Genomic DNA, 22905 nt, shown 5'->3' on the forward strand with positions numbered 1-22905 from the left:
ATATATCAGCCGGAATACAGTTGAAAGTTACTTCGCTTACATATGCTTACGTCGTAATATTTTTATATTGTTAAACTAATTGTCATTTGTTTTCTTCAAACATAGTGTTTTATTAACAAACTCTATTCCGTCTTCTTGATGAGAAATAATCATTAAAATATTACATATATCCCTTTCACTAAGTATCTTAAGAATAATTTTTCTAGTTTCAGTATCCATATTGCTTGTTCCTTCATCTAAAATAATTACATCTTTTTTTGCAATGGTTGCTCTTAAGAAAGCAATGATTTGAGTTTGTCCTCCTGATATTCCAATTCCATTTTGATTGATTTCAGTTTCCAGACCATTTTCAAAGCCCTGAATATATTTTTCTAAATTATATTTTTTGATTAGGGATACTACATCTTCCTTACTTTTATTAGTTTGTCCATATAGTATATTATCTAAAATACTACCTCTAAACAAAAATACATTTTGAGATACAACTCCTATTTTACTTCTTATACTTCTTTTATCAATAAGAGAATATTTCTTATCATTTATAAAAATTTCACCTTCAGTTGGAGAATATAATCCTAAAATATTTTTAATCAATGTAGATTTACCTGTTCCATTCTCTCCTTTTATAAGAACTTTATCACCTTTATTCATTTTAAAATTTAATTTATCTATTATATTTTCACCATTTTCCTCATATTTAAAGCTTAAATTTTCAATAGAAATACTATCTATGTTTTCATTTATTATTTCACATTTTTCTGTGTTCTCATCATTCATTTCTAAAAATTCTTGTGTTCTTTCAATACTTACACACACAGGTTTCACAGTCATTCCCAAACTAGCAAAGCTTGATGTAGTTGCAAATATTTTATTCATGTATGCGATAAATGCAGTATATATTCCTATGGTTAATTGATTATTTAAAATAAATATTCCTGAAAATAATAATATTAAAATTGCTGCTAAATTATTTACTAAAAGTATATTCTCCATGAAAAATAAGATTTGTTTACTTTGTTTTATACTACTTTTCACCATTTGGTTTAACTTATTCTTAAATTTTCTAAGTTGAATCTTTTTTCCATTCAATATCTTTATTTCTTCTATACCATTTAAAACTTCATAAGTTTCGCCACTTAAAACAGCTCCTGTTTCCAACATCAATTTTGTGCTTTCTGATAATTGATTTGATGAATGTCTTACAGTAAAAAAATATACTGGAACTATAATTATTACTATAATGGTTAGCTTATAGCTCAAAGTAATCATCATAATTAGTGCAAATATAAAGTCAAAAATACTTAAAAATGTATTTATAAACATAGGTGAAAACAAACTTCCTATATTTCCACATTCAGATATCCTGCTAAGTATATATCCTTTTTCCTTCTTACCTAGAAAGCTCATGGGCAAATCTATTATTTTATCCATCATAGATACTCTGACTTCATTAACTACAGAATTTTGAACTTTTATAAAAATACTTTTTGAAAAAATACTTATTACATACCTTAACACATGTAATAAAATTAGCACAGCAATAATCTTATATAATTCTATATAACTTTTATGAGGTATTAAAACTTTATCTATTACATATCCCATTAGATAAGGTACAGGGGTATACATAATTGAGCAAATAATCATTCCCGCTATACCTGCAAAAAAGTTGAATTTACATTTTTTAATATACCTACTTAGTTTTAATAAATTATTATAACCACCCATACTATTTATTTCCTCCTCTATCAATATCTTTCTAATAATAAAACTTTATTTTAAAATTAGCAAATTTATTAAATTATTTTTTAATAATATTGACATAACTGTTATAACTGTATATACTGTTTATACACAGTATATTATATATGCACACTCTTTTGCAAGGAGAATTTTACTATGAATATAATTATTTCAAACTCAGTTGGTGAACCAATATATGAACAAATTACGAAACAAATAAAAAATCTTATTTTTAACGGTGCTCTTTGTGAAGGTGATCCTTTACCATCTATAAGAAACCTAGCACAAGAATTAAAAATAAGTGTTATTACTACAAAACGAGCCTATGAAGAACTGGAACGAGATGGATTTATTGAAACTATTCCTGGAAAAGGCTCATATGTTGCTGGACAAAACAAGGAGTTGATAAAAGAGAAAAGAATAAAGCTTATTGAAGATAAGCTTTTAGAAGTCCTTGAAGAAAGTAAACTTTTAGGTCTGTCATTAAATGATTTAAAAGAAATGCTAGAAATATTATCTGATACTTCACGCAATTAACTATATTATAATGATACTAATTATGGAGGGTTAATATGAGTAATATCTTAGAAATTAAAAATTTAAGAAAAGAATACAAGGGTTTTACATTAGAAAATATAAGCTTTAATTTAGAAAAAGGCTTTATTATGGGCTTTATAGGTCCAAATGGAGCTGGTAAGAGTACTACTATAAAGCTTATTATGAATTTAATTAAAAGAAATTCTGGTGAAATAAAAATCTTTGGACTTGATAATATTAAATATGAAAAAGATATAAAACAAAAAATAGGTTTTGTTTATGATGAAAATTATTTTTATGAAGAATTAACTTTAATAGAGATGAAAAATTTAATAGCTCCTTTTTATAAAAATTGGGATAACAAAACTTTTAATAAATATATCTCAGATTTTAATTTACCTATAAAGAAAAAAATTAAAGAATTATCAAAGGGAATGAAAATGAAATATTCTCTTGCTATCGCACTTTCTCACAGTGCAGAATTTATTATTATGGATGAACCTACTTCTGGTCTTGACCCGATTTTCAGAAGTGAAATGCTGGATATTCTCTATTCAATAATACAGGATGAAAATAAAGGAATACTCTTTTCTACACATATTACTACAGATTTAGAAAAGGTTGCAGATTATATAACTTTTTTAAATAAAGGAAAGATAATATTTTCTGATACAAAAGATAATATTCTTGAAAACTACAACATTATAAAAGGTGATAAATCTCTTTTAGACAGCGATACAAAAAAAGAATTTATTGGCATAAGAGAAAATTCCTTTGGATTTGAAGCTTTAACTAATAAAACTGAAAATATTAAAAGACTATTTAAAAATAATGCTTTAATTGAAAAAGCTACTTTAGAAGATATTATGGTTTATACAGTAAAGGGGGTATAAAAATGTTAAATTTAGTTTTAAAAGATGTCCTTATTCAAAAAAAATATTTAATTGTTTCTGTTTTATATGCTTTTTTATTTTCTTTGTGTTTTAAATCGAACCCTTCTATGGTATTTAACATGGTTCCAACTATGATCGCATATCTACTTATAGGTGGTGCTTGCGCTTTTGATGATAAAAATAAATCTGACATAATGTTAAATAGCTTACCTGTAAATAGAGTTAACTTAGTTATATCAAAATATATATCTTCATTTCTTTTTATATTTATAGGGATACTTTTATCATTCATTTTTACAACTATATTAAGTTTTGCTGGTTTTTTTCATATTGGTAGACTGATGAATTTGGAAGACATTTTTGGTGCTAGTATTGCCACTTTAATTATAAGTTGCTTATACCTTCCTTTATTTTTTAAATTTGATTATAAAAAATCAAAATATTTCCTTATGGCTTTATTCCTTTTTGTTTTAAGTTCTGCAACTATTTTTACTAATACTATAAAACTTCACATAAGTTTTGTAACTTATTTAAATAGTCAACCTGATTGGTTAGTAACTTGTTTTATTATTGTACTAGGACTTATACTGTTACTTATTTCCATACTTATCTCAATAAAATTTTACATTAATAAAGATTTATAAATAAAGCTTTTTAATATTACACTATTATTAAAACTATTGGAATAATTAAAAGAAGTATAATCTTAAAAATAAAATTCAAGATTATACTTTTTTATTAAGAATCACTTCTAAATTGCCATTCAATATTTTTTATAGACACTTTACTAAGGAAATAAAATATTCTGCTATAAGAAAAATACCTATTCCTATGCATATAATAAATAACACAATAGCACTTTTCCTATTATTCATAAACAACAATCCACCTTCGTATATTTAACTCTCATATTAGAATTTCAAAGACTTATACAACATACTTTAATGATGTAAACATATAAGGTATATAGCTAACATGTCTTTTATAAAATAATGGTGATGCTGGATCTAATAACTCGGTGCTAAATTTACCAAATGCATAAAGACCAAAGGAAAATATCAATACTACCATTATTAGAAAAATACTTAAAATATCAAACTTTACTACAGAATCACTTTTTAATGAATAGTATCTATAAATTAAAACTTCTACGCCTAATGATATTAATGCTAATGGCCAAAACTTAACAATAGTAAAATTAATCGGAAAGTTAAAAATATTTATTAAAAGATATAATACCCCAACAATTATAAATACTCCACCTAGCGTTAAAGTTCCTACTCTTCTTCCTTGCATTTTTCTTCACCTGCCTTTAGATAAAAGACCTTTTTTTTTCTTAAAAGAAATAATCCTAAAACAATGAAGAAAGCAGATGTTCCAACACATTTTATATATCTTATTACTGAATAATCGATATAGCTACTTGCTAATGGAACTATTATATTATTAATTAATGCCAATATACCTACAATAATTAAAAAATATCCAATATATTTTTCCATAGATCTGTTTCCTAAAAAATCTTCCTTATGCTTCATATTAGAAAATATTTTTAAATTTGAATCCACTAAAGGTTCTTCACTCATAGCTTTTGATCTTACATCAAAAATACTATAGAACCATATTATTGGTAAAAAAACACCTAAAAACTCCAAACCAATACTAGAACTTAAAAAAATAGTAAAGAAAAATAGCATCATAAGCTCGATTCCTTGTTTTGTAAGTCCTAAATACATATGTCCTGCTCCTGGTAACATAGCAAAGAAGGTTGCCATACTTTTTGAATTTTTCACGATATATACACTCCTTATTATTTAAACTTTATTATGTATTCATTGTATATTATAAATCTTAAAATAAAGCTTTATAGTTTCTTAATATTTTCTTAATATTAGAGAAATGTAAATTATTGAACAAATCTTATTTACAAAAATTACATAAACAATCAATTAAAAATTCACATATTTTTGTTATTATAAGAATTATAATAACAAATTAGGGAGTGAAAAAATGGATAAAGAAGGTAAATTGAATAAAAGTAATTTTATGAAAGAAGCTAAAGATCTAGTATTTGTTATAGTAACTGCTTTAATTATGGCTTTGCTAATTCATAGTTATGTTTTTGCAAGAGTTGATGTAGATGGACCATCTATGCAATCAACTCTTCATAATAAAGATGTTCTGTTTATTGAAAAAGTAAGTACAGAAATGAAAAAAGTTAAAAGAGGGGATATAGTAGTATTTGATTCTAAAGACGCTAATGGATCTAATTACATTAAAAGAGTCATTGGTATAGAAAATGATAAAATAGAATTAAAAGATGGTAAAGTATATTTAAATGATCAAGAACTTAATGAACCTTATCTAGATCCTCAAGCAGTTACACAACCTCTTACTTCTCAAACAAAGTTTACAGTTCCTAAAGGCTGCATATTTGTGCTTGGAGACAATAGAACCAACAGCACTGATAGTAGAATATTAGGACCAATCAACTTAAATGATGTAAAAGGACATGCTATTGTAAGAATTTTCCCATTTAATAAATTAAAAAACTTTTTTTAAAGATATTAATAAAAAAAGGCTGTTACACTAAGGAGTTTATATACAGTATATTTTGATATTTATCCTTAATGCAACAGCTTCTTTTTAGCTATACTAACTATTAAAATTTTTCATAGTGCATATACTAGCTATAAACTCAATATAAGTAATTTTTAATGATAAACTTAAAAATATAAATACAATATGGAGGAATACACTATGAAAACAACGAATAAAACAGTATTGATGTCAGTTTTATTTCTATCTATCATCTTTATATTATTCAACTATACTATACCAATAAATTTTTACAATAATGTTAAAGCCTCACCAAGTTCTATGGAGGAAAAAATTATATATTTAACTTTTGATGATGGTCCTAGTACTAATGTAACAAATAAAATGTTAGATATTTTAAAACAACAAAATGTAAAAGCTACTTTTTTTGTGGTTGGCTACAAAATAAATGGTCGTGAAGATATTTTAAAAAGAATGTATAACGAAGGTCACAGCATAGGATTACATACATATACTCATGAATATAAAAAGATTTATGCAAGTGATAAAGATTTTATAAACGAAATGAATGAAACTTCTATGGAAATAAAAAAAGTACTTAATATAGAACCTAAAATAATAAGATTTCCTTCTGGAAGTAAAAAGCACTTAACTAAAAATCTTCTAGAAAAATTACATGCTGAAAATTATAAAATATATGATTGGAATTTATGTACTTCTGATGGAATTAATTATCATATTAAACCAAATAAATTATATAGAGAAGCTACACAAAAATGTATTAATCCTAACAAAATATTTTTACTCATGCACTGTGATGCAAACAATAAAAGCACCTGTAATTGCTTAGACTCTGTGATACTATACTACAAAAATTTAGGCTATCATTTTAAACCTATTACTCCAGATACACCTGAATACTATTTTAGAATAAAAAATTAAAGGTTAATATCCTATATAACAAAATAAGTTAACTGTTAAATTACAGCTAACTTATTTTTTAATAATTTAAGATTCTTTTTATTTCTTTTGATATATTATAAAATGCTTTTTCATCTTTTCCATCTAATGCACCATCTACTAACGCATAAAGTGTGCTTAAATATAATTCGTCTCTTTCTTTTTTACTCAATGGATTAATCAAAAACCCCATCTCATAACCTAAAGAACTCATAGTTTCCTTACCTTCATAAATGCTTTCTAAAACATTTATATAAGTTAATAATTCCTTTTTTAACAGTGTAAAAAATATTCTATTCAAAGAATTTTGTTTATGCTTTACAGAACATATTTTAACATGATCCTTATCAAGAAAACTTAAAATTATTTCACATTTAGGTTCTACAGTAAAACTCTTTTCTAAATTTAATTGATTATTTACCGTACCAATAGTAAAGTTAGTTAAAAAATTTATATATTGTTTAAAAATTTTCTTAGTAAAACTATAGCTATTTGAATAAGTTTTACCGTTATTATTCTTTTTAAATGATATATTGTAAGTATCTTTCCCACTAACATATTTTTCTATAGAAGCAACCATAAAATCTGTTGACTTATTTAATGTTCTTTTTGGTATGAATTTTGTGCCATATGCAAAGCTGTCGTTTTTATTATTTTCATATAATACAAAATTATTGATTTTCATAAAACAACTCCCCATTTATATAAATATATATTTCATTATAATCGAAAAAAGTCGTTTTATGCTGTTATGCATAATATTAAAAAAATTAAAAAAATAAGGCTTTAATCACCTTATTTCAATAACAAACTAAATACAAGTAAATTTTTCTAATTATTTATTATAACCAATACTCCTTTACAAAAAACTCCTAGGAAAATTAATACATTAATCTAAGTTGAAAAATTTCAGCTTAATTAAACTTGTTTCAATAGCTTATCTAAATATCTAACTACTTTCTCTTAAAAAAAGCAAATGCTCCCATAATGGCTATCATCAATGAAAATACAGCAATAGTAATTGATGTTTTTGTTCCTAATTTTTTCAAATAAATTCACCTCCGCAAATTTAACTAAAATATTTTGATTTTTATCTTTTTACATATTTTTCGATTAATTCTGTTAATTTATATAATTAAATTATAATATGCATTTATACAACTTTCAATACTTATATGTAGCTTTAATTTTGTAATATAAAGAAAAAACATGACTTACTATAAGCAAGCCATGACTTTACAAAATTCATCATATTTTTAATTCATTAAATTATTTTTGAAATAAAAAAATAAGCAATACTTACTATCACTCATCTAAATAATTGGTGCAGGTGAAGGGAGTCGAACCCCCACGCCGTTGGCGCTAGATCCTAAGTCTAGTGCGTCTGCCAATTCCGCCACACCTGCATTTATTATATAATTTATTTTGGTGGCTTACCGGGGAATCGAACCCCGGACAACATGATTAAAAGTCATGTGCTCTACCAACTGAGCTAGTAAACCAATGGCTGGGATGGCAGGATTTGAACCTACGCATGTAGCAGTCAAAGTGCTATGCCTTACCGCTTGGCGACACCCCAATTTGTATTGTGCATTTCCTTAGCACAGTTATTAATTATACTGGCAAACATATAATTTGTCAACAGTTTTTTGCATTTTTTTATTATATTTTCTATTATGCATTCTTTTCTACAAATTAGGCACTTTTGTAACTTAAATTGCAATACTAATAAATTATTAATTTATTATCCAATGTATTACTTTAGGTGAATTTATTAATATGGTTAATATAAAGGGAAATAGCATTGCAGCTGCCACAATAACCCATATTATTTTGATTGTTGCCTTTTTCAAATTACATACCTTCTTTCTTATTTATCCATTTTATAACTATAATACATTCTAGATATTTACAATTAATGAATTTATTATAAAATTTTTATTAGTTTTATTGCAAATAAACACAAAAAAATTTTTAATTTTGGCATGGACGTTTCTAAAAATAAATACTATAATAGTAAAGTATTCTATAAATTTAAACACTTAATATCGATCATACAATTCAATAAGAAGTGTTCACCTTGATCAACCACTTCTTAAAATAATAAAACAAGGAGGAAAATATATGATTCGTTACAGTGATATAATCAACAAAAATCAAAGAGAAATTGTCCTATTAAAAGCTTCACCATGCGTATGGGGAAAATGCACCTTCTGTGATTATATAGAAGATAACAATAGTGACATTCAGTTCAATGTAAATTTCAATAAGGAAATTTTAAAAAATGTTACAGGAAAACATAAGGTACTGGAAGTTATAAATTCAGGCAGTTGTTTTGAACTTTCTAAAGAAACTCTACAGGATATAAAAAATGTTGTAGACTCTAATGGTATAAAAAAACTATTTTTTGAAAGTCATTGGATTTATAGAAACAGACTTGAAGAAATGAAACAATTTTTTAACATTCCTATTATATTTAAATGTGGCATTGAAACTTTTGACAACCATTTTAGATGTGAAGTTCTAAAAAAAGGAGCTGTATTTTCTGGTCCAGAAGAAGTATCAAAATACTTTAACTCCATTTGCCTTATGGTAGGAATTAAAGGCCAAACAAAATCCATGATAAAAACAGATATAGAATATCTATTAAAGTATTTTAAACATGGATGTGTAAATATTTACATGGAAAATTCTACTCCATTTAAAAGAGATGAAGAACTAATTAGCTGGTTTATAGATAATTATAGTTTTCTTGAGGAAAATGATAATATAGAAATACTTTGGAATAATACTGATTTTGGTGTTGGAGGTAATTAAAATGAATATAAAAAAATTAATTAAAATTGCAATAACAGCTGCACTATATGCAGCATGTACTATGGCTATAGCTCCTTTAAGTTATGGAGCTATACAATTTAGATTTTCGGAGATTATGACACTCTTAGCTTTTATAGACCCTGTTTATATTCCTGGTTTAGTACTTGGGTGTGCATTATCAAATATATATAGTCCTCTAGGTATTATTGATGTGTTAGTGGGAACTACAGCTACATTCATAAGCGTTTATATGATAAGTAAAACTAAAAGTTTATTTATTGCTACTCTTTGGCCTACTATAAATTGTGTATTTGTAGGTGCTGAACTTTACTTTGTACTACATCAACCATTTTGGATATCTACATTATATGTTTGTCTAGGAGAGTTTGTTGTTGTAACCTGCATAGGCTATCCTTTGTTCAGATTATTGTTAAAAAGAAAAGATGTAATTAGTGTACTAAAATAGAGGACAATTGACAGAGGATAGTGGAGGATAAAATCATCCTTCACTATCCTCTAAAAACTGCTTCTTTATAGTCTATTTGTATATTTCAAATATCTTATCTAATCTAGTCATACTAAAGATCTTCATAACCTGTTCATTGATGGAATAAAGCTTAATACTACCATTTATACTTTTGCACTTTTTATAAACTGAAACCAAAACTCCAAGTCCTGTGCTGTCAATAAAAGTACATTTTCTAAAATCTAATACAAAATTTTTTTCCCCATCCTTCATTAAATAATTAAACTTTTCTCTAAGTTCATCTGCTTCATCTACTGCGAAATTCTCTGGCATTTCAATTTTAAATTCATTCATTTAAATCACCTCAAACTATAAATTTTTCCACAAGATTGTTTAATGATATGGCTAATGCACTAGATTCTTGAGCACTAGCAGCCACATTTTCAATTGCCGAATTTTGTTCTTCTGCTGATGCAGCAACCTCTTCACTATTAGCCGCATTATTCTCTGTAGCAGTTGCAACTGTATTAATAAGATCTATTATCTTATCAGATGTAGCCACTTCATCCTTTGTAACATCTACTATTTGATCTATATCCTTTGATATTTGTTTTACAGCGTCTATAATACTAACAAAAGATTTATCTGTATTTTTTACTATGGTAACTCCATTTTCTACTGCATCTTTACTTAAACTCATACTTTCTACAGCTTTTCCTATTTTAGTTACCATTTCACCTATCAATGAAGATACCTCATTTGCACCAACATTAGTTTCCTCCGAAAGTTTACGAACCTCTTCTGCCACTACAGTAAATCCCTTTCCATGTTCTCCGGCTCTAGCTGCTTCAATAGCTGCATTTAATGCTAATAAGTTGGTTTGAGATGAAATATTATTTATAGTACCAATTATTCCACTAACTTTTTTAGAAAGTTCTTGTAAAACCTTTAGCGTATTTTCTGTTTCCATTGATGCTTCGTTAATATTCTCAATAGCCGAAACTGTTTGTTCAATCTTACTTCTTCCTTGTTCTGCAGTATCCATAGTATGCTGTGAATTTTTTTTGGCTGTAACCGCTCTACTTTGTGATATTTGAACCAAGCTTGATAGTTGAACTAAAACTTCTGACACTTCTACAACTGAATCACTTTGAGCTTGGGAATTTTGTGCAACCTGCTCTATTGTACTTGCTATTTGTTCTGTTGTAGAACTTATTTCTTCATTAGAAGCAGCTAGTTCTTCCGAAGAAGCTGTTAAACTTTCAGATGCTTCTCGAATATGGTGTATTGTATTATCTTGATGGTCAATCATTTTGTTAAAATATTCACCTAAAGTTTGTATTTCGTCTTTTGTATTTATTTCAGCTCTTACTGTTAAGTCTCCATCTCCAGCCTTTGTCATTAAACCTTCTAAGTATTTAATAGGATTTATTATGTTTCTTACAGTAAGCCTGTATGCTAAAAATACTGCAATAATTACAGATAATACAGCTATTAGTATAGTAAATTTCCTGATAGTTGCAGCGGGAGACATATATTCTTTATAATCAGCTGTTACTGCTATAAACCAATTACTAACAGGAACAAATTTTACAAATTTTCTATTTCCACCATAAGTATAATATCCTTCTGAAGCTTGTCCAGATTTAGCTTTATTAAATAAAGCTTTTAACTGATCATTGTTATCATTTAAAATGTTCTCCTTAAGTACCTTTTCACTTGTAGGATGATAATCAATTAACCCATTTTTATCTACTATATAGCTATAACCGTTATTTCCTATTTTCACCTGTGAAGCATATTTTGAAATATATTCAAATTTAATAGTAGCTCCTACTATACCTATAACTTTATCATTAAGTTTTAATGGAGCAGCAATTACTATTACTGGTTTTCCTGTAGTTTTAGATGTTATAACCTGGCTTATATTCTTGTTTCCTTTTAAAGCATCTTGTACATAATTACGATCACTTAGATCAACATTAGGTTTTTCAGCTTCGCTGCTTATAACTTCCTTACCAGAAACATTGGTAATGAATAGATCCTCTAGTTGATTACTATTTTGTTTTTGTAATTGAGATAAATAGCTAAAAACATCAGCACTATTTTTCTCATCACCACTTGCAATGCTAGATAATCTACCATCTAAACTCAACATTTCAACATAACTATTTACTGAATTTATATTTTCATTTATTAATTTAGCTGTTTGATTTGTAGTTCCCTCTAATTGTTGTTCAACTGTATTTTGCATTAAACTCGAAGTTCTAAAATACGAAAAACTTCCCAAAACAATAAGAGGAATAGCTATAAATACAAAAAACATCAAACCTAATTTGTTTTTTAAACTCGTCCTCATTTTAATACCTCCATATTTATAATTATGATAATTTATCCTGCTAACGTTTTTTCTATAATCAACATATTTGGCTTTAACTCAATATTATCTGAAAGATTTTTTATAATAAATAATCCTCTTCCCTTATCTTCTAAAATATCTTCATTACCCAAATTGTCATTAATTATTACATTTTTAAGTCCAGTTCCACAATCTTGAATTTCAAATTTTACATTTGAATTATTATATAAATATCTCAAGTAAATAGGTTTATCCTTATTCATGTTATTTCCATGCTTAAATGCATTTGTCAAAGCTTCTGTTAAAATTAGTTTTATATCAAAATCATATTGTGAAGCATTTAATTCCGAAATAACTTTATCAATAACCTTTTTATATTCTGATAGACCATATAAAATAAATTCATTACTTTTCATTTGCATTCCTCCTAACTATTTAATTTCTAAAGCAACAAGTGTGCTATCATCCTTCAAAGCTCCAAAATCAGTAATTACATTATTTAAAAATTTTTTCATATACTCTATAAATTCAGTTATTGTATGCTCTTTAAGATAATTATTTTTAATTTCATAATCATTAAATATAAATTCCAATCCATCTGTAGGAAAATAAAATCTATCTCCCTTTTCAAAAGAGATTACTTTCTCATCAAATTCTCCATCTTCAAACATGCCTAAAAAAGGTCCTTTTACAATAAATTCTTCAGCACTGCAATTACTTTTTTGAAACATAAATTGATTTATTCCTGCACCTGCTATTCTCGCTTCATTTTTCTTTAAGTCTAAACTAAAACAACATGCTGCTATATATTTGTCTAAGTAATTGACAATTTTTTTGTTCAAAATTTTAACTATCTCACTTGGGTCATAACTAATTAAAATTGCCTCACGAAATAGCACAAAAAACGCCAGCACACTAAGAGCTGCTGTGATTCCCTTACCACTAACATCTCCAACTATGCCAATTGCCAAATCTTCATTAACCTTATATATTTTAAAAAAATCTCCTGTTACAGTTCTAGCTGGCATATATAATGTTTCCATTTGAATTTTTTCTGGAATAGGCGATATGCTTTCGATATATTTTTTTTGAAATTTAGCAGCCTGATTTAACGCCCTTTTAGTTTCTGTAATATTTCTAATTACTGCTTGAATAGCTGGTCTACCTTTATATATTAGGTAGCTAGCAGATATCTCCACTTCCACTGTAGTTTTATCATATCTAACAATTTTATGGTCAGATGTACTCTTTGTTATTTTTTCTTCTAATATTTGTTTCATTTTTTTACGAATAGGTTTTACACTTTCGCTTTCTATATATTTATATATACTTTCTCCAATAATTTTACTATACTCTGTACCTACTAACTTGCAAGCTTGATGATTTGTTAGAACAATTCTATTGTCAACCACAATAGATATAGCTTCAGGTGAAAGATTAACTATTTTACGATATCTTTCTTCACTTTCTTTAACAGTATTAGCCATTATCTTTTTTTCAGTAATATCTCTTAATTGTTCAACAACAAATATTATTTCGCCAGAGTCATCTAAAACTGGATTGTAAGTACATTCCATAAACAAGTTAAATTCTGGAACATACTTTTCTATCATTATCATTTGTTTAGTTTTTATGGCTTTTTCTACATCACAACTTTCACAATTTTTTCTTCTGTTTAAAGTTTCAAAACACTTCTTTCCTCTGACTTCACCTCGAGTCTTATTATAAAATTTGTATCCAGCTTCATTAAAAAACAAAATTGTATTATCTGAATCAAACACTCTAATAATATCAGGAATTCCTTTTAATACACTTTCTAAAAGTTCCAAGGTATAATTTATGTTACTTGCTTCATACTTTTTTAAACGTGTTGTGCTACTAATAAAACTTTGTAAATCCAGTTCACTTTTTTTCAATTCATAATTCAAACAATACCACCTCTATATCAATATAATAACAAAAAATACTTATAACTAAAAAATATTTATTATTATAAAATATTTTGTGAACTTATAATAAAGCTATATTACTAAATACAATTTAATATCAATTTACATAGCCTAACTATAATAATATACTATTTACATGCTTTTTTAAAGTTACATTATGGAAAATAATTCATTAAAATAAAGTTATTATCGTTTACAATAGATAATAATATATACCCATATTCAGCACTGAAATTAAAAATAAGCTTCAATGAATTTCAAATCCATTAGAAGCTTATTTTTTCACTTTAAAATTTAAAATCTTTTAATAAATCTGCTAAGCTGGTACCTGCACTTTCATTATCATTAAATTTATCTAAATCCTCTTTTGGTCTTTCAATCGCATCTTTAATGCTTAAGCTAATTCTATTTTCCTTATTGTCTATATCTAATATTTTTACTCTAACTTTATCTCCTAAGTTTAGTACATCTGAAGGTTTTACTATTCTTTCCTCTGATATTTCTGAAATATGTACAAGACCTTCTATACCAGGCTGAATTCCTATAAAAGCTCCAAAGCTTGCAAGTTTTGAAACTTCACCATCTACTACATCTCCAACTTTGAACTTATCACCTATACTTTTCCATGGGTTTTCATTTACATCTTTTAATGCTAATGCTATTCTATTACTTTCTTTATCCACAGACAATATATAAACTTCAACCTTATCTCCTACAGAAACCACATCTGCTGGATTATTAACTCTCTTCCATGATAATTCTGAAACATGAATAAGTCCATCTACTCCACCTAAGTCAACAAAGGCTCCAAATTTAGCAAGTCTACTTACTACACCGCTTCTTTTTTCTCCTGGTTTAAGACTATTTAGAAGCTGTTGTTTTTTGTTTTCAGCTTCAACCCTCTCTATTACTTTTCTTGATAAAACAACCTTTTGCTTATCTTTATCAAATTCTATTACTTTTACAGTTAATGTTTTACCTACAAATGATTTCAAATCTTCTACATAAGATAATGATAACTGAGATGCAGGTATAAATGCTCTTATACCCTTTATGTATGTTACAACTCCACCTTTTACTACTTCTTTTACTGTTGTTTCAATATCTGTTTTTTCTTCAAAAATCTTTTCTAATTCATCCCAAGACTTTATTTTATCTGCTGCCTTTTTAGATAAAAGCACATTACCTTCTCCATCATTCATGTCTAATACATAAACATATATTTCTTCATTTTCCTTTAAAACATTCATAAGATTGTCTTCTTCATTTTCAACAACTTCATCTTTAGATAATATTCCATCTGACATATATCCTATATTTACTATTGCAACTTTTTCTGTTACAGATATAATTTTTCCTTTTACAATTTCTCCTCTTCTAATTGATTTCATAGAAGATTCTATATCCTCCATGAATCCCTTCATAGAGTTTGTATCTTTAATTTCTTCTGCCATCTTTATCTCTCCTAACTTAATAATTTTTGTCTAAAACATCTATCTAATGCCCTTTTTTCTTTTTTTTCTTTTTTTCCTGTTTAAGTTCAAATCGCCTTTTCTTTTCTTCATCTTTCTTATCCTTAGAAATTTCTTTTCTTTCTACTTTTTTACTTTCTTGTTCTAGTTTCATTGTTTCTTGAGCTTTAGTTGATATTCCTTTTTTTTCAGTTTCTTTTTTTACTTTTTTCTGAAGCCTTTTAGCATTTATTTTCTTTTCTCTCAAGTCCATTAGCTTAACAGGTTTACTAAACTTTAGGTTATAAAAATTATGAAGCACAAATTCATAAATCTCATAATCCTTAGGTTCAGAACCAAATGTTACTTTAGAAATCTCATAAAGATTATTTGAAGTTCTTTCAAAAACTCCTACCCAAAACGGATCTTCAAAATAGACAGTAAGTTTGATATTCATTTTTTCCCCTCCAAGTTAAATTCATACAGAAAATGGACATCCCGAGGGGGAAGGCTACTGACATATTAAAATTACTTAATATGCGTCCGGACTACCTACCGAACTGTGTTTTTATCTCTGCAAATAAATTTTATAATATTTACGGCTACTGTTCAAGTAATATTTAAAAATTATAGTGCTATCTACTATTTAGTTAAATCTTTATATGCTTTGTATCCTAATATTGATTTTGCGCTTTTCACAGCTCTTATAACTGCTTGTTCAACTACTCTAGCAGATAAAAGTCCTACTACACTTATATCCGCTTCTATCTTTCCTGTGGCCATAGTAAATATTGTATCTCCGTCAAACATTGAATGAGCAGGTCTCATAGTTCTTGCATAACCATTGTGAGCCATGGAAGCTATTTTATTCATTTCTGACTTTGTAAATTTACCATTAGTAGCTACTACTCCTATTGTAGTATTACCACTAAACAAATTTTTCTTTTCTGAATATCGCGATATCATAATTTCTTCTGTACTTGCAAAAGTTTTTTTATCTTCCTTCAAGACTCCAGCTATAATTTTTCCTGTTAAAGGATCTATTACATCGCCAAGACAATTAACTGCAATACATGCACCAACTTGAAGTTCTCCTACTTGAACAGCATAACAACCTAGGCCGCCCTTCATTGAATATTCACTGCCCAATATCTTACCAACTGTGGCACCTGTACCAGCTCCTACATTACCTTCTTTACATTCATTTAATTCAGCATTTTCACAAGCTTTGTATCCCATAAGTTTATCTGGCCTTATTCTATAATCTCCAATAACTAGATCAAATAATACAGCAGAACATACTATTGGTATTTTTGTAACCTTAACATCAAAACCTACATTTTTTTTCTCTAAATATTCCATTACTCCACTAGCTGCATCCAATCCAAAAGCGCTTCCTCCTGCTAATGTTACTGCATGAATTTTATCTACCAAATTTACAGGGTCCAGTAAATCTGTTTCTCTAGTACCTGGCGATCCTCCTCTAACATCTACTCCAGCAGATGCACCTTCTTCACAAATTACTACTGTACAGCCCGTTGGTCCATTTAAATCCTGAAAATTTCCTATTTTTATTCCTTCTATGTTACTAAAACTTATTTCTTTCATTTTTTATACTCCTTATTTAAAACCTTTTCTATAATTTTATCATAATATAGATAATATTTTTTAGGAGAAAACTAAATATATTAGCACAACAGCATACTTCGCATTAATTTTTAATCATTATAAGTTATAGTTATAAATATAATTTTTGCTTACTAAAATTACCTATAATAATGAACTTAGGTGCCTACACTTGAAGTTACTAGTTTGAATTTTAACTTTTATGCAGTGATATATGATAAGTGTTTCATCACATTAGCTAAATTGTTTTAGTATTATTCTTAGCTTGAAGTTTTTGAAAGTCTTAGAACTTTAGTCCTGTCTGAGGGAACCGAGTTTGACAAAGTTCTTAGGCTTTCAAAAACTTCGAGCTTTAGAATAATTAAAACATTTAGCCGTGATGACACACTTATCATATATCACGGAGTAAAAGTTAAAATTCAAGCTTCCACTGCATTCTTGTGTCGCATTATGCTTACTACAATTTAGCTCCTATTTTTCTTGCTTTATCTAACATTTTTTCAGAAATATTTCTATTTGTTTTAGTTCCTGACTTTACAATCTTACCTACTATCTTATATCCACCATAATGCAAAACCTCTTTTATAGCTTTTACTGCTCCCCTACTTTCTGACGCTATAAAGTTAAATGGCCATGGTGTACTACATGCTGCAACTATAACTGCTATTTTTCCTTTCTGCCTTGCTATTGGCATACCACTATCACTTTCTCCCATAAAAACTGGAACATTACGTTCAAACAAAACTTTCAATTGAGAACTCATATTTCCCCAATAAGTTGGAGTACCAACTATCAATACATCTGACTTTCGTATCTTTTCTCCAACAATATGCGCATCATCTTCAGTCAATATACATTTATTATTTGTCCTACATTTCATGCAAGCTATACATGGTTTCATTTTTAAATTATATACATCAATCCATTCTATTTCATTATTATCTTTTGAACCATTAACTATTTCTTTTAATAAATTATAAACTATACCACCTTTACGTGGACTTCCATTTAATACAAGTATCTTTTTCATTACACACCATTCACTATCCTCTACTTTAAATAATATAAAACATATTTTACTTTATTTGAACTGTTATCTTATTAATTATATTTTTTGCTGTAGTTACTTTGGATAAATCTTCATATAAATTTCCATCAGATCCATCAGGGCTACTATGTCCAATAAGTTTTAAATCATATATTTTATTTATTGAATTTAAATTAATCTTTGAGCTATAAATCAAAGCTGGTTGACCACTCCCCCAAGGCCCACCTGAATAATTATCCTTTCCTTGTTCAGCGTTTTTAGGGTAATATTCATTAAAATCTGTTGACATGTTAACTTCAGCAAAAATTATATATTCACCTTGCTTTTCATTAATTTTACTACTTATTACAGAACTGCCCTTAGGTGTAGCTGATGACATAGTATCTGGATTAATTTTGTTATTTCCACGTTTATGAGTCCAATAAGGCAATGCTTCCTTTCGTTTGATTTTGCCACCTTGTTCTGAATCGCCTGGCGACCTACTCCAATTTTGATTAACAATTTTGGAAGTTGCATATATTGTATCAACATAATTTCCATTTAAATCTTCTATCCAAATAGCAAATTGTGGAGGCGTTTTTATGCTAATAAAAGAATTAATGTGGAATTTATGAAGATATTCTTGTCCTTTTATAACTGAAAAAGATAATTTTTTTCCTTGATTTTCACTTGTTATTGAAATATTACTGGTTTTGTTAATTTTTATTGTATCTATAATTTTATACAATGCCAACGCTGCAATAACAAATGCCATAAATAAAAACACTATTCTCTTTTTCATAATCAATTCCCACCTTTACATTTAACTATAGATCTTATCATGAATTCAAATGTTTCCTCTATTAGCTGAGATGCTTTTATACGGTAATAATGTTCTAAATAGTCTTGTTTTTTAACAATGTTATTGAAAATACCTGAAATGCTTGACCATAAAATAATTGCAGTATTATCTATATTTATGTTTTCCAATACCTCTCCTTCATCCATTCCTTGCCTTAGTATCTCTTTCAAATTATCTAATGCCTTTTCACCTTCTTTATAACATTCCATAATTACTTTATTATTACTGGTAAAATCTGATTGCTGATTTTCATAGTCTACTATAACTCTAAAATAATCAGGATACTTAATACTAAAATCAATGAAAGTTTTTCCTAACAATTTGATTTTTTCTATACTATTAACCGAATTATATTTTCTCAAATTTTCATTTATCATACTATTTAAATTTTTGAATGCCCTAAGCATAATTTCACAATAAATCTGTTCTTTACTTTTAAAATAAACATAAACCGTTCTCTTACTGAATTCAGCTTCTTTTGCAACTTCATCCATAGTGGCTTGCTGCATACTCTTCTGAAAAAAAACTCTTTCTGCTGCATCTATAATATCATTCTTCTTTATTAATAATTCTTTTTCTTTTCGTTCTCTTATTCCCATAAAGCCCTCCAACACAATTATGTAATAAAGTAAACTATAAGTTTACTTTATTACATAATAGTACATGCAGTCTTTACTGTCAATACTTTAATTTCACATAAACAATTATTTTTGACACATCTATTGGTAATATAGTCCAAGTCTAAATAATAAAAATATTCTTATATGCAAAAAATTAAAATTTAAAATAAAAATTAGTGCGAATATAAAAAACGCACTAATTTTACAAATTATAAATAAATAATTTTCACTTAAACTATATTATTATAGGCTAAAATTTTTATTGAACAATTTGATCTAAAGATCCATTCAGTTTCATTCTATATAATTTACTTGTCATATTGCCAGACATAAGATCTACATGGTATACCCAATCCCCTAATACATACAAAGAAATAACATATTTATCTTCGCTTATCTTTTCATATCCAGTTCCATCATTTTTTACTTTATAAATTCCATTTGAGTTGAATCCTGAACAATAAATATAATCACCTTGGACCTCTATTGCAGTAGAGCAATCTACATCACTTAATGTCCTATTTTCTGATCCATCTAATTTCATTTTACATAACAAACCATTATCATTATCATCTATTGAGCTGTAATATATATAATTTCCTACAATATTTATATTTCTACTTTTTGAATTATTAAGTTTTTGTTTTTCTGAACCATCTAGTTTAATTCTATATAAATTATTATTCTCATTGTCACAATAGTAGATCCAATTACCTATAATATTCATATAATTTTCTGCAGAATCATTGCATAAAAGCTTTTTGTCTGATCCATCTGTTCTCATTTTATATATCTTAGATCCATCATCTAAATTAGCATAATATAACCAACCATCCTTTAATGTTAGATACATTCCATGTTCATTTCCTATAGCTTGTTTTCCAGTTCCATCTTTTTTTATTTTATATATGGAGAACTTGTCTGAATCTACCTTATTATATTTAGCATAGTAAATACAATCATCTTGAAAATTCACATAGACCGGTGCATCATTTGTCACTTCGCTTCTTTCACTACCATCATTTTTCATTTTATAAAAACAGTTTTTTTGATTTTCTCCATAGTAATTAATATAATAAATATAATCACCATCAATCCAGATTTTTTTTGCAAAATCATTAGATAATTTCACCTTGTCTGATCCATCACTTTTTTCCTTATAAAATTTGCTAGTTGATAATGACTTACCATCATTTACACTATAATAAACCCAATTTCCCTGTTTAACTATAGCTGAACCATTATTCTCAACCCCTACCTCTGTAGTTGAAGTACTATTTGAATTATCGTCACTAGCACCATTAAATACATCCTGTTCATGTAATTCTTTAATTCCCGAAGTTCCACCAAAAACAGTAATATTTTTAATTTCACTTTCTTTAGTAGTTAAAAAGTATTTAGTATACTCACTACTTTTATCACCCATCAATATAATAGGATTAGCTCCTTGTGCTGCAAAAGCAGAACCACTTAAAGCATCTGCAAATTGCTCGGAATAAGCCATACATACATTACTAAAATTAACCTTATCTCCAAAAGCTTTAATGATATTTATATTTCTCTCATACTTATCCTTACCATCAATTCTCTCAACATTAGAAAATTTAAGTGCTGTATCTTCAGATATTACATCCGCTCCCCCTATTATGTAAGTTTTAGAAATATTTTTACCAGCCATAAATTTTTCAACAGAACCAGGTATTCCATCTTTAGGCATTAAAATAATAGGCATTTGATATCTAGCCGCTATTGGTGCAATAGATAATGCATCTGTAAAATCATTATCTGTCGTAAGTATAACTCCATTATCAGTGCCAATTTTCTCAGCTACTGCTGCTGAAGTTCCATTTCTATCTTGTCCACTTAATCTTTCAGTAGTTATTCCCATGCTTTTCATTGTATTTTCTACACTAGGAGTAATAACAGCTGTTCCACCTACAATAAATGCATGTTGTACTTTTAATCTTTTTAATTCATTATAAGTTTTATCACCTAAAATGCTACCTTTAGCTAGCAATATAGGTGCATTATATTTTTTAGCTAGTACAGATGAACTTAAAGCATCCGGAAAATTTTCTCCATTAACTATTACTGCATATTCACTTGTACTCTTCCATCCTTCTTGTACAATTTTACTGCAAGTTTCATATCTATCGGCTCCCCAAATTCTTTTAACTTCAGGAGACGCAGCATTAACTTTACTTGTACATAACATTGATAAACCAACTGCTGCAACTGAAACTAATAAACAAAATTTCTTTTTTAACATTCCTCTTCCTCCTAGTAAAAATAGAATTCAAATTTATTATAGCACAGTATACCTATAATTTTCTAATATTTATTAAATTTAGAATTTAAAAAATCCTTGAGTTCAATTAATTCTGAACTCAAGGAAGATTTTTCTATCTATGCTTTATTTTATTAATTGCAGTTACTACTGAGACTACGATAATCATTGACAAAATTATTTCTGGAATACCATTTGTTACAGCAACTGCTATTATACCTTTTTTAGCAGCACTTAAGCTTAAATTTAAAGCTTTTGCATAAGGCCCCAAGTATATAAGGTATATCATTCCAAGTACACCTATAGTATTGGTAAGTGTACCTACTGCAGCTCCTATTGCAATTCCTAGAGATTTTGACTTTAACTTAACAATCTTATAAATATAATAAGATGTTAATCCTATAAGTACTCTAGGCAATACAGAGACCAATGGGTTCATAAATACAAAAGAAACTGGCGTTGGTTCAATTATTGATTGTACAACACTAAATATCCCAAAAATCAATCCTACCATAGCACCTACTACAGGCCCTTCTAGTATAGCTCCAATAATAACTGGAACATGCATAATAGTTGCTTTTACAGGTGGTACTGGTATAAACCCTAACCCAGTTACCCCAAGTATGATTGAAATTGATGACAACATGCCTATAACAGCAAGTTGTCTTGTGCTAAACTTGGTTGTAGATTTTAATCCTCTTTCCATTGATAATTACCTCCGTTCTTATTCCTTTTTCTGGATATAATTC

The 22905-nt window shown here is 27.5% G+C and carries 23 protein-coding genes and 3 tRNA genes; 7 read left to right on the plus strand and 19 right to left on the minus strand.

The genetic code is table 11. The features are described 5' to 3' along the window. Positions 1–75 precede the first annotated feature (75 nt). Positions 76–1728 carry an ABC transporter ATP-binding protein gene (locus EG57_RS0219125; protein ID WP_032078741.1) on the minus strand — a complete coding sequence of 551 codons (1653 nt, stop codon included), beginning with the start codon at positions 1726–1728 and terminating at the stop codon, positions 76–78. A gap of 171 nt (positions 1729–1899) precedes the next feature. Here EG57_RS0219125 and EG57_RS0219130 point away from each other — a divergent pair, with 171 nt between their 5' ends. From EG57_RS0219130 to EG57_RS0219140, 3 genes are read left to right on the plus strand one after another with little or no spacing between them, the layout of a single operon-like run. Then, on the plus strand, positions 1900–2280 hold the full coding sequence (locus EG57_RS0219130; protein WP_026366552.1) for a GntR family transcriptional regulator: 381 nt from the start codon (positions 1900–1902) through the stop codon (positions 2278–2280). 35 nt (positions 2281–2315) lie between these two features. Further along, entirely contained in the window at positions 2316–3173 is an 858-nt protein-coding gene (locus tag EG57_RS0219135; protein WP_032078742.1) for an ABC transporter ATP-binding protein, read from the plus strand. Between the two features lie 2 nt (positions 3174–3175). Beyond that, positions 3176–3817, plus strand: coding sequence for an ABC-2 transporter permease (locus EG57_RS0219140; RefSeq protein ID WP_032078743.1), 642 nt, complete (start codon positions 3176–3178; stop codon positions 3815–3817). A gap of 283 nt (positions 3818–4100) precedes the next feature. On the opposite strand, the gene EG57_RS0219145 is transcribed toward EG57_RS0219140, so the two are convergent. Continuing rightward, a complete protein-coding gene (locus tag EG57_RS0219145; protein WP_032078744.1) occupies positions 4101–4469 on the minus strand; it encodes a LiaI-LiaF-like domain-containing protein in 369 nt (122 codons plus the stop codon). Next, positions 4451–4966: a hypothetical protein gene (locus tag EG57_RS0219150; protein WP_032078745.1), complete on the minus strand. Its 516-nt coding sequence runs from the start codon at positions 4964–4966 to the stop codon at positions 4451–4453. The genes EG57_RS0219145 and EG57_RS0219150 overlap by 19 nt, the downstream gene beginning before the upstream one ends. Positions 4967–5183: 217 nt before the next feature. Between EG57_RS0219150 and lepB the strand changes: the two genes are divergently transcribed. Next, positions 5184–5735 carry a signal peptidase I gene (gene lepB, locus EG57_RS0219155; RefSeq protein ID WP_032078746.1) on the plus strand — a complete coding sequence of 184 codons (552 nt, stop codon included), beginning with the start codon at positions 5184–5186 and terminating at the stop codon, positions 5733–5735. 198 nt (positions 5736–5933) lie between these two features. Next, the gene (locus EG57_RS0219160; RefSeq protein WP_032078747.1) at positions 5934–6674 is read left to right on the plus strand and encodes a polysaccharide deacetylase family protein; all 741 of its coding nucleotides are present in this window, start codon (positions 5934–5936) and stop codon (positions 6672–6674) included. 58 nt (positions 6675–6732) lie between these two features. On the opposite strand, the gene EG57_RS0219165 is transcribed toward EG57_RS0219160, so the two are convergent. From EG57_RS0219165 to EG57_RS0219180, 4 genes are all read right to left on the minus strand, one after another. Beyond that, positions 6733–7377: a hypothetical protein gene (locus EG57_RS0219165; protein WP_032078748.1), complete on the minus strand. Its 645-nt coding sequence runs from the start codon at positions 7375–7377 to the stop codon at positions 6733–6735. A 637-nt stretch (positions 7378–8014) separates the two neighbouring features. Then, a tRNA-Leu gene (locus EG57_RS0219170) sits at positions 8015–8098 on the minus strand. Between the two features lie 20 nt (positions 8099–8118). Beyond that, positions 8119–8194: transfer RNA gene (locus tag EG57_RS0219175), tRNA-Lys, on the minus strand. 2 nt (positions 8195–8196) lie between these two features. Beyond that, positions 8197–8271, minus strand: a tRNA-Gln gene (locus tag EG57_RS0219180). A 545-nt stretch (positions 8272–8816) separates the two neighbouring features. Here EG57_RS0219180 and EG57_RS0219185 point away from each other — a divergent pair. Together EG57_RS0219185 and EG57_RS0219190 are read left to right on the plus strand one after the other, a co-directional pair. Continuing rightward, entirely contained in the window at positions 8817–9509 is a 693-nt protein-coding gene (locus EG57_RS0219185; protein ID WP_032078749.1) for a radical SAM protein, read from the plus strand. A 1-nt stretch (position 9510) separates the two neighbouring features. Further along, positions 9511–9975: a QueT transporter family protein gene (locus tag EG57_RS0219190; RefSeq protein ID WP_032078750.1), complete on the plus strand. Its 465-nt coding sequence runs from the start codon at positions 9511–9513 to the stop codon at positions 9973–9975. A gap of 72 nt (positions 9976–10047) precedes the next feature. Here the strand turns inward: EG57_RS0219190 and EG57_RS0219195 are convergent, their stop codons facing one another. The 12 genes from EG57_RS0219195 to EG57_RS0219255 all read right to left on the minus strand — a co-directional run bounded on the left by EG57_RS0219195 (position 10048) and on the right by EG57_RS0219255 (position 22862). Continuing rightward, on the minus strand, positions 10048–10329 hold the full coding sequence (locus tag EG57_RS0219195; protein WP_032078751.1) for an STAS domain-containing protein: 282 nt from the start codon (positions 10327–10329) through the stop codon (positions 10048–10050). A gap of 10 nt (positions 10330–10339) precedes the next feature. Continuing rightward, positions 10340–12334, minus strand: a complete 1995-nt coding sequence (locus tag EG57_RS0219200; RefSeq protein ID WP_032078752.1) for a methyl-accepting chemotaxis protein — start codon at positions 12332–12334, stop codon at positions 10340–10342. A gap of 32 nt (positions 12335–12366) precedes the next feature. Next, a complete protein-coding gene (locus EG57_RS0219205; protein WP_032078753.1) occupies positions 12367–12750 on the minus strand; it encodes an ATP-binding protein in 384 nt (127 codons plus the stop codon). A gap of 15 nt (positions 12751–12765) precedes the next feature. Beyond that, positions 12766–14262: a SpoIIE family protein phosphatase gene (locus EG57_RS0219210; protein WP_084572272.1), complete on the minus strand. Its 1497-nt coding sequence runs from the start codon at positions 14260–14262 to the stop codon at positions 12766–12768. Positions 14263–14570: 308 nt separating this feature from the next. Further along, a complete protein-coding gene (rpsA, locus tag EG57_RS0219215; RefSeq protein WP_032078754.1) occupies positions 14571–15737 on the minus strand; it encodes a 30S ribosomal protein S1 in 1167 nt (388 codons plus the stop codon). A gap of 43 nt (positions 15738–15780) precedes the next feature. Then, positions 15781–16191, minus strand: a complete 411-nt coding sequence (locus tag EG57_RS0219220; protein ID WP_032078755.1) for a YjdF family protein — start codon at positions 16189–16191, stop codon at positions 15781–15783. Between the two features lie 185 nt (positions 16192–16376). Next, positions 16377–17342, minus strand: a complete 966-nt coding sequence (locus EG57_RS0219225; RefSeq protein ID WP_032078756.1) for a P1 family peptidase — start codon at positions 17340–17342, stop codon at positions 16377–16379. A 475-nt stretch (positions 17343–17817) separates the two neighbouring features. Next, the gene (locus EG57_RS0219230; protein WP_032078757.1) at positions 17818–18390 is read right to left on the minus strand and encodes a flavodoxin family protein; all 573 of its coding nucleotides are present in this window, start codon (positions 18388–18390) and stop codon (positions 17818–17820) included. 46 nt (positions 18391–18436) lie between these two features. Then, on the minus strand, positions 18437–19189 hold the full coding sequence (locus EG57_RS0219235) for a T9SS type B sorting domain-containing protein (protein ID WP_032078758.1): 753 nt from the start codon (positions 19187–19189) through the stop codon (positions 18437–18439). A 2-nt stretch (positions 19190–19191) separates the two neighbouring features. Then, positions 19192–19848, minus strand: coding sequence for a TetR/AcrR family transcriptional regulator (locus EG57_RS0219240; RefSeq protein ID WP_032078759.1), 657 nt, complete (start codon positions 19846–19848; stop codon positions 19192–19194). Positions 19849–20128: 280 nt separating this feature from the next. Beyond that, on the minus strand, positions 20129–22138 hold the full coding sequence (locus EG57_RS27085; RefSeq protein WP_084572273.1) for a DUF5050 domain-containing protein: 2010 nt from the start codon (positions 22136–22138) through the stop codon (positions 20129–20131). 133 nt (positions 22139–22271) lie between these two features. After that, the gene (locus EG57_RS0219255; RefSeq protein WP_032078760.1) at positions 22272–22862 is read right to left on the minus strand and encodes an ECF transporter S component; all 591 of its coding nucleotides are present in this window, start codon (positions 22860–22862) and stop codon (positions 22272–22274) included. Between the last annotated feature and the right edge of the window lie 43 nt (positions 22863–22905).

The organism is Clostridium drakei, from assembly GCF_000633595.2.
GTDB classification, from domain to species: domain Bacteria; phylum Bacillota; class Clostridia; order Clostridiales; family Clostridiaceae; genus Clostridium_AM; species Clostridium_AM drakei.

Bases quoted from the DNA above. Each gene is read 5' to 3' on its own strand.
- EG57_RS0219125 (WP_032078741.1), bottom strand. From the start codon at position 1,728: ATGGGTGGTTATAATAATTTATTAAAACTAAGTAGGTATATTAAAAAA.
- EG57_RS0219130 (WP_026366552.1), top strand. From the start codon at position 1,900: ATGAATATAATTATTTCAAACTCAGTTGGTGAACCAATATATGAACAA.
- EG57_RS0219135 (WP_032078742.1), top strand. From the start codon at position 2,316: ATGAGTAATATCTTAGAAATTAAAAATTTAAGAAAAGAATACAAGGGT.
- EG57_RS0219140 (WP_032078743.1), top strand. From the start codon at position 3,176: ATGTTAAATTTAGTTTTAAAAGATGTCCTTATTCAAAAAAAATATTTA.
- EG57_RS0219145 (WP_032078744.1), bottom strand. From the start codon at position 4,469: ATGCAAGGAAGAAGAGTAGGAACTTTAACGCTAGGTGGAGTATTTATA.
- lepB (WP_032078746.1), top strand. From the start codon at position 5,184: ATGGATAAAGAAGGTAAATTGAATAAAAGTAATTTTATGAAAGAAGCT.
- EG57_RS0219160 (WP_032078747.1), top strand. From the start codon at position 5,934: ATGAAAACAACGAATAAAACAGTATTGATGTCAGTTTTATTTCTATCT.
- EG57_RS0219165 (WP_032078748.1), bottom strand. From the start codon at position 7,377: ATGAAAATCAATAATTTTGTATTATATGAAAATAATAAAAACGACAGC.
- EG57_RS0219185 (WP_032078749.1), top strand. From the start codon at position 8,817: ATGATTCGTTACAGTGATATAATCAACAAAAATCAAAGAGAAATTGTC.
- EG57_RS0219190 (WP_032078750.1), top strand. From the start codon at position 9,511: ATGAATATAAAAAAATTAATTAAAATTGCAATAACAGCTGCACTATAT.
- EG57_RS0219195 (WP_032078751.1), bottom strand. From the start codon at position 10,329: ATGAATGAATTTAAAATTGAAATGCCAGAGAATTTCGCAGTAGATGAA.
- EG57_RS0219200 (WP_032078752.1), bottom strand. From the start codon at position 12,334: ATGAGGACGAGTTTAAAAAACAAATTAGGTTTGATGTTTTTTGTATTT.
- EG57_RS0219205 (WP_032078753.1), bottom strand. From the start codon at position 12,750: ATGAAAAGTAATGAATTTATTTTATATGGTCTATCAGAATATAAAAAG.
- rpsA (WP_032078754.1), bottom strand. From the start codon at position 15,737: ATGGCAGAAGAAATTAAAGATACAAACTCTATGAAGGGATTCATGGAG.
- EG57_RS0219220 (WP_032078755.1), bottom strand. From the start codon at position 16,191: ATGAATATCAAACTTACTGTCTATTTTGAAGATCCGTTTTGGGTAGGA.
- EG57_RS0219225 (WP_032078756.1), bottom strand. From the start codon at position 17,342: ATGAAAGAAATAAGTTTTAGTAACATAGAAGGAATAAAAATAGGAAAT.
- EG57_RS0219230 (WP_032078757.1), bottom strand. From the start codon at position 18,390: ATGAAAAAGATACTTGTATTAAATGGAAGTCCACGTAAAGGTGGTATA.
- EG57_RS0219235 (WP_032078758.1), bottom strand. From the start codon at position 19,189: ATGAAAAAGAGAATAGTGTTTTTATTTATGGCATTTGTTATTGCAGCG.
- EG57_RS0219240 (WP_032078759.1), bottom strand. From the start codon at position 19,848: ATGGGAATAAGAGAACGAAAAGAAAAAGAATTATTAATAAAGAAGAAT.
- EG57_RS27085 (WP_084572273.1), bottom strand. From the start codon at position 22,138: ATGTTAAAAAAGAAATTTTGTTTATTAGTTTCAGTTGCAGCAGTTGGT.
- EG57_RS0219255 (WP_032078760.1), bottom strand. From the start codon at position 22,862: ATGGAAAGAGGATTAAAATCTACAACCAAGTTTAGCACAAGACAACTT.